Raw genomic sequence first — 13,122 nt, forward strand, 5'->3', positions numbered from 1 at the left:
GAAAGTGGCCTATGTCGCACGATTATCTGAGACGGGCAATTCTTCCACAAGCAATCCCTTATCCGTCACGGCCACAGGGCGAACAGCCAGCAAGCCAGCGCGGGGCTGCCTGCCATACGAAGGGTGCGCGAGTTCATTCATTGTCTGTGGCGTACGGGGCATAAAGCAGGTCGCGTAGTATTCATTGACGCCCTTGAGGGGCTTTGCAGCCCCGCCTCTGGCCCTGTTCAGGTCAGGGCCCGCAACATTCGCAACGTCAGCCATATTCGCAACATCAGCAACATTCGCAACATCCGCAACGTCCGCAGCCAGCAACATGTGTGGGATCTGTAACTGTGCCTCAAGAAAGGCGCGTTGCTTTTGCGCGACGGCTTGGCGAATTCTGGCCGCTCGCTCCAGCTTGAGCGCCTGGGGCACCTGCTTGTCAAAGCGTTCTGCAGCAGTGCCAGGACGGCGTGAATAGGGGAATACATGGGCGTAGGTCAGGGGCAGGCGCTCAATAAGCGCCAGCAGTTCCTGCACGTCCTCTTCGGTTTCACCGGGAAATCCGGCGATAATATCCGCGCCCAGCCCCATGACAGGCCAATGCGCGCTAAGTGAAGTTACGGCTTTTTCCAGCATGGCGGCGCTGTAATGCCCGCGGCCCATGCGTTTGAGCACCCTCTGACTGCCGTGCTGCAAAGAAATATGCAGGTGCGGGCAAAGCAGGCCACAGCCGAGCAGGGTGTCCAGCCCGCGTTCGTTAAGCTGCCCCGGCTCCAGGGAGCTGATACGAAAACGCGCCTGACCGGCAAAGTCGGGCGAAAGCGCTGCGTCCAGCGTGCGCAAAAGATTCCAGAAGTCCCCCAGGTGATCGTTGCCACGGCCATACTGTCCAAGATTGATGCCGGAAATCATGACTTCAACATGTCCGGCTTCAAGCAGTCGCCGGGCTTCGGCAACAATATCTTCAAGCGGGCGGCTGTGGGGGCGACCGCGCGTCAGGGGGACGATACAGTAGGTGCATCGGTGGGCACAGCCGTCCTGTACCTTGAGCACGGGACGCGCGCGTTTGAAGGTGGAAATGGCAAATGGCGGAAATGCCTCAGGCTGTGCAGGCCTGCTGTCCACGTTCACAGTGACGGGGGCAGGATCTGCAATCGCTCCGGCGGTCTTGGTATCCGCTTCTGGGGGGGAGATTTGCGTTGGGTGCTCCGCAGGCGGCGTCAGGCTGTGCAGCCCGGCAGGAGCGGTAACCCACGGCCCCTGCAGCAGGACATCTTTATGCTCCTGCGCGATGAGAAGGTCAGGGGCCGCCCATGTCGCGCCGGGGCGCGGCTTGTAATCGGCAAACAGTCGCGCCGCACAACCCGTAAGAATGAGGTGGGCCTTCGGGGCTTCGCGCCGCAGACGAAAAACGGCATTGCGGGCGTCTCTCTCACCCTTGGATGTGATGGCGCAACTGTTGACGCAGACAACGTCAGCCCCGACCGGGGTGGAGCATTCCACGCCGCCAAGTTTTTGCCATGCTTCACGCAGGGCCTGGGTTTCGTACTGGTTGACCTTGCAGCCGAACGTGACCAAAAAAAATTTCCAGGTAAGCATGGCGCAGATGTACGCAAAAGCGCTTGCCTTGACAAGCGTGGCGCGAGTAGGTTGTGGGCATGACACGTACTGTAATGCAAACCCTGGTCTTTTTTTTGTGCCTGAGCCTGCCTTTGCTTGAAGCTTCGCCTGTTGCCGCTGCCGAGGGCACTGGGAGTCCCGGCCATTATTCCACTCCGCCCGATGACAGTGCCGCCGCAACACCCGAGGTTGTCGCGCCTGCGTTTGGCAGCCGCGCACTGTGCGACAGTGGCCCTGCCCCGAAAACAGAAACGCCGGATGAACTGGAAAATCTGGACGCGAACGCTCGCCTGGACATTCAGTGTCTGAAGGCATCGTATCCACAGATTACCGGGCTGGTCGCCGATGACGAAGGCCTGTGGCTTCTGGTGGGGGACAAGGGGCGAGTTCTTTACTCCCGGCACGGTTCCCCGAAGGATATGAACATCGGGCCGGAAACGGCTGATGGCTGGGTAGTGGATGTGCGCGCCAGCATGGCGGACCCGTACCCCCTTGACCCCAATCGCCCGGACACTCCCCTTGGCGTATCGCCAGGCAGAAAGCGCTCGTATGATCTCTTGGCTGCCCTCTATGGGAGCACGCCCGCGCAGGTGGGCAAGCAGCTTGCACCAGTAAAACTTCTGGGGCAGCCCCTGCGTCTTTCAGCCCCGGCGGGCAAGGCTCTGGCTGCGGCGGATCCTGCATTAGCTGAAGCTGTACGTATCGACCCACAGTTGAAGGCTTTTCTTAAAATGGATGGCGGCTTTATGTGGCGGCGCATAGCGGGAGAGTCGCGTCTAAGCCCGCATGCGTATGGCATCGCGGTGGATTTGAGTTCGCGTATCGCTCCTTACTGGCGTTGGAGCAAGCTGCACCCGCATCCTCTTCAGTTCAGCTATCCTTCAGCCATTGTCAGCCTCATGGAGGATGCGGGATTCATCTGGGGCGGCAAATGGCACGAGTACGACATCATGCATTTTGAGTATCGGCCTGAAATTATCTGCAAGGCCAGGGCCGTGCGCGACAGGGCGGTTCAATGAGGTAGCTTTGCCGATGTGCGAGCACGGCGCGCATGTCTTGCAGGCGCATATGCAACCCCCGGCATGCTGTTGTCCTTCCAGATCGACTGGGGGCAGGCAGCATGCCGGGGGTTTGGCTTTGGGCGCGGCCTCAACGCAAAGCGGCGGGGCGTGCCTGTAGATCAAATGTCTGCCGGTACCAGCAGTATCCGGCAGGGGGCATGGTCACAGAGCGCGGCAATATTGCCGCGAATCCGCTCAAGCCCACGTTGCAGGGGGTTGGAGGCTACAAGAAGGTCATAGCCTTTTTCCATTTCGTGCCGAGCCTCGTCCACCACATTGCCGGCCTTGGTGATGCACTGGATTTCCATCTCTTCGCCAGCGAGGTTTCTTAAGCGGTAAAAGGCTTTTACCGAGCTTCTTTCTTCTTCCTGCTGCACATAGTCGATAAAATCGGCCCGCGAGCCACTGCCAGAAAGCCAGTCATGCCCGACATAGTCGTTCCAGGTCGCGTCCAGCACAAAAAGGGCGGTCAACCGGGCGGAACTTGCCTTTGCAATACGCACGGCTTCAACTGCGGCGGGGCTGTCCTCATCAAGAAGCAGCAGGATGTTTTGAGGGGTTGCTGTCAGCATTAAGGTAACGTGCCTTTTTCATGGTCCAGTACGATGATGGTATCTTTGCCTTTTTTAACCGCTGAGCCAGGCTTGCCCGGCACCTCAAGCACCTTGCCATTGGCTTTAATGCTCACGTCGCGGGTGACCACTTTTTCTTCCATCACGTTGTCTTTCCATTTTTTTTCAACAACTTCGAGGGTGTATATGGTATCTCCCTTTTTGACCTGAGCGCCTTTTTCTACCGCAATGGAAATGAGCTTTCCATCCTGACTGGCTTTCACTTTCACCGTGGGCACAATAAAGGCCATGTAGCCAAGGACGAAAAGTACTACAAGTCCGGCGAAAATGATGGAAGCGACATCTTCATGCCGGTCATTTTTAAAGACTGTCATTTTCTGCTTTTCGTTACTCATTGTATGTTCCTTTGACTAGAATGCGCCGGTTTTGGGCATGAACAACAAAATAACGACAAGTGCCAACACATATTTTGCCATACCCGCTGTCAGGCCAAGGCGCAAAGGCTTGCCGCCAGCGGCCTTGATTTCGCGAAAATCGATGTACGCTCCCTGTCCCACAAGGCCGATACCGAATATCCACTGCATGCAGTCACGCAGAAAATGCAGCGTCTCAGACCCTTCAGCACCGAGCATTCCCAAGGAAGACAGGGCAGTCATACCGAAAAAGCCCAGAACGAAGATGGGGAACTTGGAGATGAGGATTTCTTTGAGGCTGATGTGCTCGGCCTCGCCTTCGCCCTTCCAGTACCAGACGGTGATGGCAAACACCACGAAGGGGATGCTGATGACGCGTACCACGTTCCACACTTCGCCGTAGGCAACGGCTGTTCCCGGGGCGATCACGGGGTTGAAGGCAAGGCATGTGGCAAGCACCTGGCCTGAATTCAGAATGCCTGTACCCACCCATGCGCCGTATTGCAGGTCTGACAGGTTAAGAGCTTTGCCGATAAAGGGGCTGATGAACATGGTCACAATGCCGAAACCAAGGATGGTGGCTATGGCAAGCGCCAGATCGACCGGTCGGGCGCGCACGCCCGGTGCTGCCGCCACGGCGGCGGAAACACCGCACACACCGCAGGCCGCAGCCATAACCGCCGCCACAGAGCGGTCAACTTTCCATAATTTGCTCAGAAACATGATGAGAAAGACGGTGCCAAACACAAAGGCCATGATCAGCAGCGCGGCACTGACGCCGAGCTTGAGAAGGCTTTGAATGGTGTACAGGGATCCCAGCATGATAACGCCTGTTTTGATGAACAGACGGGTTGTGCGAAAGCCCGCATCAGCCCAGGCAGGAATTTGACCTCCAAAAAGCACGTTGCGGAACAGCATGCCAGCAATGATGGAAAGCAGGATATAGTTAAGGCTCAACACCTGAACGGGCCAGCCCTTAATGCCAAAAAGCGTTATGCCACCCAACCACGGAACCGCATACATACGCAGTACAGCCAATGTGCCGACCATCAATGCAAGGCCGGGGATAATGGCTATGATTTTACCCAGCAGTCCTTTGTCTTCCATTGTCTTCCTCCGACATTGTGTAGGTGTTAGGGGATAAACATTTTTTTCACAAACTCTTATGGGTTAGAGGTTTGGATATTTAGAATGCGTAGCATGAGAAAACTGATTGCGCAAGTATCTTTGTACTCTTTGAGTGATTACTCAAGATGGTTTCAACCCGTAAAATATTAGTTCTCAGTGTATAGATTATCTGATTTATAATATTAGATATTTCTATTTGATATAACATGCTGTGGTATTTGGGCGGGCCGTTTGGAGCCTGCACAAGGGGCTGATTGTGGATAATCACTTGAATATTGGGCTCGAATAATTTCGATGCAGAATATACGGGGGCTATGCTCGGAGCCGTCCACTTCAGGGTATAAATATTGTTATTTAAGGTTGTTATGCGTTGTGCTGGACGGGTTTTCAACTTTGAAAAAAAATAAGATCACAAAGATATTCTGCTTTAAAGGAACGCGATTGCGCTCGTTTGGCTGTCTGCACAGTTTGTTGTGAAAGAATGGATAAGATGGGGATATTGTGGCAATGAGGCAAACTGCTTTGCCAGCCAGATGGTTTGGAGCCGGGGTTTTTGTGCGGTAGTTGGGGAGCGCCTTTGTCCGGTGCAGTTTCTTACGATGTCATTTTTATGAGAATTTGCATCGGGAAGACTTCGGGTAGGGGACATCTGATCTTGGAAATAGAGCTACCAGCCATCGATGTGTGATGTGCGGCAGATTGCACAGGTGGCTGTGTTTTTTTCGCCCCGCTGAACGGGATTTTCATCAACTGGCGGGTCATGCCGGAAGGGCAGGTGGAGGTATGCTTACTCACAAAGTAGGCAAGAAAAATTAGCTTTTTAAAATTCTTGCTTGACAGTCGAGCGACCATCACATATACACACTCTTCGTGTTGGGCTGTCGTTCAATTGGCAGGACGACGGATTCTGACTCCGTTAATCAAGGTTCGAGTCCTTGCAGCCCAGCCAACACACAGTGCGTCCCCATCGTCTAGCCGGCCCAGGACAACGGCCTTTCACGCCGTCGACAGGGGTTCAAATCCCCTTGGGGACGCCAAGTAAATTCAGGCACCTACAGCAATGTAGGTGCCTTTTCTTGTTTTGGTTACATGATGCTGGTTACATTTTATTGAGATGAAAGGCCGAAGTCCTGGGCCGGCTAAACGCTGGGGACGCCTTGCCCATGCGGAAAAAGTTTGCATGAAGGACTCGGAATAAGTTTTGGGTCGGCTTAAAAATAGGGAAAACACTTCCAGCACAAGGAGTTATCCCTATGGCACGCGAACCCTTACTGAAACAAAGATTAAATCGCTTAAACCCAGAAACAAACCCTATAAAGTCAGCGACGGTACCATCGGCGGGTTGCATATTGCCGTGTCGGTTGACTAAGGATGAAGCGATTGAACATCTGCTAAAAGAAACATACCAGCAAGCATATAAAGCTGGCTACATTGATGGTCACAAGGACGGCACATTAAAAACTATACCAACACCAGAGCAAGCCTGAGCAAAAGCTTTTGGTGCAGCCGCCGAACTTTATGAGCGTAACGGTATATTAATTTTTCAGATGTGTACGCACAACGGCGACCAACTGAGATAACACATTAATATGCACATGAAGAACCGCTTACTTCCCACTGAACCCCAAAAAAACTCTGCGCTTAACATACTTAAAAGCATAGGCAAAAATATCGCTATATTTTGCGCGATGATACTTGCTATTTCAGGGGTTATGTTTGGGTATATGTTTTGGAAAGACCACAGAACGCCACCGGAAACGCAGCAGCAAAAATTGGACAGGCTTTGCCAAGAAGCAGAACGGGACATGCAGCGCGAATACCACTCGCCTGAAGGACAAAAGTATTTGGAAGAATTGCGGCTAAATTACGAAATGAATTGTAAATAGCGCCAAAGTCAACATTTTTGCTATGATGGCATAGCTCAAAGCTCTATCTTTTCATTCGGCGCAATTGGGTCGCCAGAAAACGCAACACGCTTTGTGTCGTATTGCTCTTCTTCGGCGATAAGTGGCGCGACCCACTCTTGCAGTTCGCGCAAAGTCTTAAACTTGGGGAATGGGTTATCGTCCCATGGGGCACACATTAAGGTGGCGGCAGCAAAAGCATCACAGCTCCTACGCGGATGTGTGAATAAATAGCTCTGATATATATTTTCTGAGATCATATAGTGTTGCCGAATAAAAAAATCTTGCCATGTGTTCTCAAGGTCATTGCGCGAACGTATATCTATGATTTCGACTTCCGCCAGCTCCAAAGCTGGGTTAGTGCTCCAATCTCCAAGCATTAGCGAACGAGCTTCAACGTCTGTGACTGGCGCGCTATAGCCAAAAATTGTCAAAAAATAAGCGTGATTAAGATAGCGGCGCAACGTATCCCATTCTCCCATAATGTATGGATCGCTGTTGTAATTCTTGTGCTTAACAGGGTAGAGAAGTTTTGATGGGGCTAAGACTTCTTTACAACGGGGACAACGACGACCATTGACTCCAGCTACATTACACGAATAGCAGGTGCCAATTTTTACATTTCCATGCAAAAATGCAATTCTAGGACGATGTTTTTCTGTCACAACTTCATTACGCGTGTATGCTTCAACAAGAAAGGGATCCCAATTGAATGTAGCAATTATATCTTTTTTTCGGAGGCTTAAGATAAGGTGATCATAAATCGTTGGTTCGTTAGGCAAGGCAAGTGAGCTAAAAAATTCATATACCCTAGATTCGATGATCGCCTTTAAGTTCTCATTAGCCCCAGATGAGCATAATTCGTCATAAAAAGCCTCAAAATTTAAGTTCGTTGTACTGTAACCAGCGTCTTTTATCACCACACGCAGAGAAAGAACATCGAGCAAGTCTTGCATCGAAGGAAGTCGTGCTCCCTTTTTTCCCCAATCAAGATAAGCGGCAATACTTGCTCCGGCACCAAGTAGCACGACATGTGGAGCATGGTTAACATTGTTATTCATGGGTGGTAATTTTGGCATTCGCAACTGTCCTTTTTGAGTAGCAATCGGAGCTTTTTGGCAATATTTGCACGAGGAAAGAGAAGCATCGATATTACGCTGGAAAGCACTCGAATGCCACCCATGGATAGACTCGACCCCAAACCCGTGATTCTATTTTCTATTCTGTGAATGGCATTCGCAGTCCATTAAGGGAACTATTCAAATCCCCCCGGCGACGCCAAGCGTTGATTTTTCAGTCGGGAAAAGTTTAGGGAAAAATATTTAGCGAATAAATTCATCCTAATGGATACAACGCCGTCGACAGGGGTTCAAATCCCCTTGGGGACGCCAAATGATTCCATGAGGTTATAATAAAAACCTCACCAGATACCCACAGGGGGTTAGTCCCGGGGGTTAGTTTTGAAAAAAGGCTGCATGAGAGTGCAGCCTTTTTTCGTTTTCAAAAACGAAGTCTGAAGCATGTTCTTCTACTCCGTACCTGTTGGGATGAGTTTAGCGGATGTTCGCCCGCAATTGCGGCGAACCACAACTGCCTTTGCCTCTCCCCCCTGCTTCTCTTCCTTTTTGCCTGCAAAGGATTCCTTTTTTGATAAAGGCGAAGAAGGAGCAGGAAAGAGGATGTGACGATTTGCAGGACCACGACTTGCCAGTGCATAAACCGCCACAAGGTACAGGAAACCGCGCCGCAAAAGAGGAGGCGCATGGAAGCATTAGGCCGACACATATTGAAATTGAGGAAGCCGGAGATCTATCTGCGCACAACCATACGATGCATATCTGCCAAGCAAAATGGAAGATGATGATATCTCGAAAGAAAAAGATATCATCACCTCTTTGCAATTTTTAACCTATGTCTACTCTGGCATACCTAAATTTTATTCTTTACTATCAGCTTATTAATCTAAAAAAATCTGGCGCGGTAGTTGCTAATGATGCGGCAACATTATGTATTTGGAGCGTATGCATGTTTATTCTTCTAGCCTTGGTAGCCATTCTCGTGGGCGCGCTTATTGGCACGGTCGGTGTAGGTGGTATCCTGCTCATTCCCGCCCTAAACGAACTCGCCAACCTTCCCATTCAGGTGGCCATGGGAACGGCCTTGTTCAGCTTCATTTTCACCGGAGTGCTGGGCACATGGCTATACCAGCGCCACGGGAGCATCGACTGGGGCATTACGGTTCCCGTCTGCCTCGGGGCGCTCCTGTCAGGCTATGTTGGGGCTCTGTGCAATGGCTACGCCACGCCGCGCCTACTGGAGATCCTGCTGGGCAGCGTCATCATTTTTGCCGGTGTCTACGCGCTGTTACCTGCCTGCAAAAAATCCGCAGAACATCATCCTCGGCGGCGGCTCCCTCTGTTGCTGGGTATAGGCGCATTGGTGGGCTTCGGTTCAGGGCTCACTGGTGTGGGCGGCCCCGTTCTTTCAGTACCACTTATGGTCATACTGGGGTTCGCCCCATTGACGGCTATCGCCACAAGTCAGGTCATTCAGATCACGGCGGCGCTTTCCGGCACACTGGGCAATGTTTCCAACGGAGCCATCAATTTTACAGTCGCGGCATGGGTGACGGTGCTGGAACTCGTGGGCGTAATTCTAGGCGCAGGTATGGCTCATACCGTGTCTACTGCAACCTTAAAAAAGACGGTTTCGGTGGTGTGCATACTCGTCGGTGGTTTCATCCTGACGAGGGCATTAATACAATCTTAATTGAACAAGGGGTATTGCAAGTCCATTACACGTAACGAACGCCCATATTCATGATTGGTGCGGAACGTTCTGGACCAACACTGGTTATGGCGCTTCTCGGTTGCCACTCACGTATCGCCGTGCCGGAAGTCGTGTGGTACTATTATACTGCCCCGGAAGCATCAACCACGCAGGCGTGCAGGTATTCCCATTCTAACCTTTTTTGCTCCAACTATTCTAGATTGAAGTGCTTCTTGTTCTCGCTTTCATCATGTGGAAGGGAACAGAATTGTGTGGCTGGAGCAAAATCTCGAAAAAGATCGGAGCAAAAAACCGCAAACCATAGAGCGGTAACTATCTCTGCGTTTTTTTACGACTGGATCGAGCTATTGCTCTGGCAACAAATCGCAGGACGGTGCACGACAATGACGTATCATTGGACAGTCGCGTGCGGGTTCGCCAATGAAAGGAAACGCCTCACGGATTCAACTAGTATTAGCTTCACCCAAAATCCATCGTGCAAACGCTTGTACAGGTTCCCCGCTCAGCTCAATGGACTCAGGGAGGATGAGGCAAAATGTTTTGGAGATGGTTTTTCCCTCTGGCCAAGGAGCGACCAACCGACCTTGTGCAAGTTCATTTTCAACGTAGAGACGCGGAACCAGGGCTACACCAAGGCCAGCCAATGCAGCTTCGATCAACATCGAATGAAGGTCATAACACGCGCCAATTGCAGGATTGCTCAGCGGGATTCCTGTCTCCTGGGCATAGCGTTGCCACGCATCGGGATTCTGCCGTCGGTGCAAACGCGGTATGCTATCCAGCGTGGCCCCTCCAGGGCTTTCTTTTAGAAGATCAGGACAGCACACCGGGACTAATACCTCACTCAGCAGGCGGTGCGTCCGCATTCCCGTCCAAGCTGGGTGCTCGAAATGGATGGCCGCATCGAATCCGCTTCCGGCAAGGACAAAGGGTTCCATGCGCTCGGCAAGATGCACAGTGATGTTTGGGTGTTTCTGCTGAAATCGTGACAGACGGGGAATAAGCCACCTCATCGCAAACGTCGGGATGGTGGCAATATCCAAGTTGGCGCCATCATGGGGCTGCCCCATCAGATACAAGCTGTCCCGATCTAATCGATCGAGTACTTCACGAACTTGTTTCGCGTAGCGCTCCCCGCTGGGAAGGAGTCGGACGCGATTTCCGATTCGTTGGAATAACGTGACCCCAAGAAATGCTTCCAAACGACCAATCTGACGACTGATTGCTCCTTCGGTTAGAAATAGTTCATCTGCTGCACGAGCGAAGCTGCCATGACGCGCAGCAGCCTCGAATGCCATGAGTGAAGTGGTGCTAGGAATCTTCCGGCGCATAAGAGATCCTATTTGTGCCTCGATTATGATTAACCTTGACTTTTTGTCACTAACGTATGCCAAAACTTCGATTTACAGGCTTATTTCAAAGCTCTACCTTGAAAATATATCAACACAAAGACAGGCACAAGTCTTCTGATTGCGAGGAATCTATGATTTATACAGTTGAATGCAGCTTCGCCAATCCAGCCATTGAATCAGCGTGGAATGATTTTTATACTCTGGAAAAACTGCCAGCACTCATTTCAGTGAGCGGGTTCTATACCTCACAGCGCTTTAAGGCGTTGAGTGCCGCTTGCCCTGCCTATCTTGCCATTCATTCAATAGACAATTTAACTATTCTTCAAGGGGATGAATATCGTCACAAAGGCGGCGGTAATTTTGCCCGCTGGCAAGAGTACATCACTGATTGGCGCCGCAATCTTTATGATGGTCTTAATCGCGCTCCTGCCATCGGTGAAGACGAACATCTAGTTGTGAGCGAAATCGGCCCTGAACCGCTCATCAAGATGGGCCTCACTCCATATCACATATATGCTGTTGCATTGGAGAGGTTCCCTGAACATAGATGGTTGGCGAAGCGGACTCACTCGACTGACCTCGATGTGGAGCTCCTTCCGAAAGGTGTTTTTCTTTATTCACCGATGGCAGTGCAATTAACCAGTAACAGAGGCGCTATCCTGCAAGCGTCACAACAGAGCTGAAATGCCTAACGTCACATTTTTTATCCCTGCGGAAAAGATGCCGTCAGACGAAAACCTCTCGGAACTTACCGAGCAATGTACCCGGCTTTGCACAGAAATTCTTAAGGCGAAGCTAGAAAACGTACATGTCATCTATGTTGCCGTTTACCACGGGCGAGGGCACCCAGCATTTGCAGAAATCAAATACCGCCTTGAACCGTTCAGGACGAAACATGTTATGGATTCTTTTATGAAAAAACTGGATGAAGTTATAAAATGCAATGCTGGCATAACTGCGCGCATTCGTTGCTTTGGTTATGGGCCTACGGAAATTCATGCGCTGAACTAATTATCTGTCAAGGAATAAAACCATGCGTCGCATACAATTCAAAACAGCAGGCTGGTGATTTTCCCATCACGGCCATAAGTGATGGATACCTTGCTGCAAATCTGAATTTACTTTCCAATATCAACAAAATTTATGCATTCATATTGCAGCAAGAAGTATGAGTAATGAAGTATCTGCTCTTGTGGATCACTATCAGCTACTCCCGTCGATTAACGTATGGTAATTCTCACCCACGTTTGCAATGTGGAAGGCTTTCCACCGAGATGCCGTAAATTACATACGGTCATGACTACCCGCCAAATCGGAACACGTGGGAGCGATACAGCGTGGCCGGAGGGGTTTCAGACGTCCAGTGCCTGCTGCTCACAGCCACAGGTGCGCGGCAAAAAGCGTAATCAGACAGGCGGCGGCATCCGGCAGTTGCAGGAGAAAATTGACCAGATCCAGACCGAGCAAGCCGAATCAGCGCGGCACTTAACTCTTGAACTACATACACGCGAATTTGGAACCGCTCTTGTCGCGCTTGAGGGCCTTGTTGAACGGCGATATGACGGACGCGTGAACAGCAACGTCAGCGGAGCAGAGGGCCAGTATGAATGAGGTAGTGCTGTAGGTGGAAATACTGGCATCATGAGAGTATACAGTTTGTTGCCTTTTTACTGTTAAATGGTTATCAAAAATAAGACAGCCCCCATTCCTTTTGAGTTAAACTCATCGGATACAACGCAGTCAGCAATATAATGTCATTCCACATCAAGGAGTTAACTCAAATGTTTACAGAGAATTTTTGGGAAACATTGCATAAGGAGGGGGTTGCCCCCATCGTTACCTGGAGTGGTGCCGAGCCGCACCTGGCCGCTACCTGGAACAGTTATATTCATAAGACCGAAGACAACAGGCTGCTTATCCCTGTGATGGGCATGAAGACGACCCAGGATAATATTGCGGCCAACAATCGTGTTAAGATGGTCATAGGCAGCAAGGAAGTGATGGGAAAATACGGCCCGGGTGCGGGCTTTCTGCTGGAAGGCACTGCCCGGGTAATTCGGGAAGGAAAAGAGCTTGCCATGATGCAGGAGCGCTTTAATTGGGCAAACTGCATTTTGGAAATTACTGTTTCTCAAGTAACGCAGACAGTTTGAAGCCTTTTTTGCTGCACCGTGATCGCGCCGTGATCGCGCCGTGATCGCGCCTTGATAGCGCCTTGATTGCGCGGAAACTCATGAAGGCTAAAGCCCTTGGCAACCGAGGTTGCCAAGGGCTTTATAGTCTATGCGGCGATCGCT

General features: G+C 51.0%; 15 protein-coding genes and 2 tRNA genes. 11 read left to right on the top strand and 6 right to left on the bottom strand.

From position 1 onward, the window contains the following. Window positions 1-9: 9 nt before the first annotated feature. The gene (locus RBR41_RS01055; RefSeq protein ID WP_413785119.1) at window positions 10-1,584 is read right to left on the bottom strand and encodes a MiaB/RimO family radical SAM methylthiotransferase; all 1,575 of its coding nucleotides are present in this window, start codon (window positions 1,582-1,584) and stop codon (window positions 10-12) included. Between the two features lie 59 nt (window positions 1,585-1,643). On the opposite strand from RBR41_RS01055, the gene RBR41_RS01060 reads away from it, so the two are divergent. Continuing rightward, entirely contained in the window at window positions 1,644-2,624 is a 981-nt protein-coding gene (locus RBR41_RS01060; RefSeq protein WP_320350296.1) for a M15 family metallopeptidase, read from the top strand. 161 nt (window positions 2,625-2,785) lie between these two features. Here the strand turns inward: RBR41_RS01060 and RBR41_RS01065 are convergent, their stop codons facing one another. Genes RBR41_RS01065 through RBR41_RS01075 form a run of 3 tightly spaced genes read right to left on the bottom strand, consistent with a single transcriptional unit; the run spans window position 2,786 to window position 4,758 of the window. Then, complete coding sequence (locus tag RBR41_RS01065; protein WP_320350297.1) at window positions 2,786-3,238, bottom strand: universal stress protein; 453 nt, start codon at window positions 3,236-3,238, stop codon at window positions 2,786-2,788. Continuing rightward, complete coding sequence (locus RBR41_RS01070; protein ID WP_320350299.1) at window positions 3,238-3,633, bottom strand: biotin/lipoyl-binding protein; 396 nt, start codon at window positions 3,631-3,633, stop codon at window positions 3,238-3,240. Before RBR41_RS01070 ends, RBR41_RS01065 begins: the two co-directional genes overlap by 1 nt. A 15-nt stretch (window positions 3,634-3,648) precedes the next feature. Next, entirely contained in the window at window positions 3,649-4,758 is a 1,110-nt protein-coding gene (locus RBR41_RS01075; protein WP_320350301.1) for a YeiH family protein, read from the bottom strand. A gap of 895 nt (window positions 4,759-5,653) precedes the next feature. Between RBR41_RS01075 and RBR41_RS01080 the strand changes: the two genes are divergently transcribed. The 4 genes from RBR41_RS01080 (at window position 5,654) to RBR41_RS01095 (ending at window position 6,665) form a co-directional block, all read left to right on the top strand. Beyond that, window positions 5,654-5,728, top strand: a tRNA-Gln gene (locus RBR41_RS01080). An 11-nt stretch (window positions 5,729-5,739) separates the two neighbouring features. After that, a tRNA-Glu gene (locus RBR41_RS01085) sits at window positions 5,740-5,816 on the top strand. Window positions 5,817-6,032: 216 nt separating this feature from the next. Next, window positions 6,033-6,266, top strand: a complete 234-nt coding sequence (locus RBR41_RS01090) for a hypothetical protein (protein WP_320350303.1) — start codon at window positions 6,033-6,035, stop codon at window positions 6,264-6,266. Window positions 6,267-6,368: 102 nt separating this feature from the next. After that, window positions 6,369-6,665: a hypothetical protein gene (locus tag RBR41_RS01095; RefSeq protein ID WP_320350305.1), complete on the top strand. Its 297-nt coding sequence runs from the start codon at window positions 6,369-6,371 to the stop codon at window positions 6,663-6,665. Between the two features lie 35 nt (window positions 6,666-6,700). Here the strand turns inward: RBR41_RS01095 and RBR41_RS01100 are convergent, their stop codons facing one another. Further along, window positions 6,701-7,762 carry a hypothetical protein gene (locus RBR41_RS01100; RefSeq protein WP_320350306.1) on the bottom strand — a complete coding sequence of 354 codons (1,062 nt, stop codon included), beginning with the start codon at window positions 7,760-7,762 and terminating at the stop codon, window positions 6,701-6,703. 481 nt (window positions 7,763-8,243) lie between these two features. Here RBR41_RS01100 and RBR41_RS01105 point away from each other — a divergent pair, with 481 nt between their 5' ends. Both RBR41_RS01105 and RBR41_RS01110 read left to right on the top strand, forming a co-directional pair. Next, window positions 8,244-8,591, top strand: coding sequence for a hypothetical protein (locus RBR41_RS01105; RefSeq protein ID WP_320350307.1), 348 nt, complete (start codon window positions 8,244-8,246; stop codon window positions 8,589-8,591). A 3-nt stretch (window positions 8,592-8,594) separates the two neighbouring features. Further along, the gene (locus RBR41_RS01110; RefSeq protein ID WP_320350308.1) at window positions 8,595-9,452 is read left to right on the top strand and encodes a sulfite exporter TauE/SafE family protein; all 858 of its coding nucleotides are present in this window, start codon (window positions 8,595-8,597) and stop codon (window positions 9,450-9,452) included. 464 nt (window positions 9,453-9,916) lie between these two features. Here the strand turns inward: RBR41_RS01110 and RBR41_RS01115 are convergent, their stop codons facing one another. Then, the gene (locus RBR41_RS01115) at window positions 9,917-10,804 is read right to left on the bottom strand and encodes a LysR substrate-binding domain-containing protein (protein WP_320350310.1); all 888 of its coding nucleotides are present in this window, start codon (window positions 10,802-10,804) and stop codon (window positions 9,917-9,919) included. A 152-nt stretch (window positions 10,805-10,956) separates the two neighbouring features. Between RBR41_RS01115 and RBR41_RS01120 the strand changes: the two genes are divergently transcribed. From RBR41_RS01120 to RBR41_RS01135, 4 genes are all read left to right on the top strand, one after another. Further along, complete coding sequence (locus RBR41_RS01120; RefSeq protein WP_320350312.1) at window positions 10,957-11,508, top strand: hypothetical protein; 552 nt, start codon at window positions 10,957-10,959, stop codon at window positions 11,506-11,508. A gap of 1 nt (window position 11,509) precedes the next feature. Next, window positions 11,510-11,836, top strand: a complete 327-nt coding sequence (locus RBR41_RS01125) for a hypothetical protein (protein ID WP_320350313.1) — start codon at window positions 11,510-11,512, stop codon at window positions 11,834-11,836. A 285-nt stretch (window positions 11,837-12,121) separates the two neighbouring features. Beyond that, window positions 12,122-12,436 (top strand): hypothetical protein, encoded by a 315-nt coding sequence (locus tag RBR41_RS01130; protein ID WP_320350314.1) that lies wholly within the window; start codon window positions 12,122-12,124, stop codon window positions 12,434-12,436. Between the two features lie 170 nt (window positions 12,437-12,606). Continuing rightward, window positions 12,607-12,978, top strand: a complete 372-nt coding sequence (locus tag RBR41_RS01135) for a pyridoxamine 5'-phosphate oxidase family protein (RefSeq protein WP_320350316.1) — start codon at window positions 12,607-12,609, stop codon at window positions 12,976-12,978. The last annotated feature ends 144 nt before the right edge of the window (window positions 12,979-13,122 follow it).

Origin of the sequence: Desulfovibrio sp. (genome assembly GCF_034006445.1) — a bacterium.
Classification (GTDB): Bacteria; Desulfobacterota; Desulfovibrionia; order Desulfovibrionales; family Desulfovibrionaceae; genus Desulfovibrio.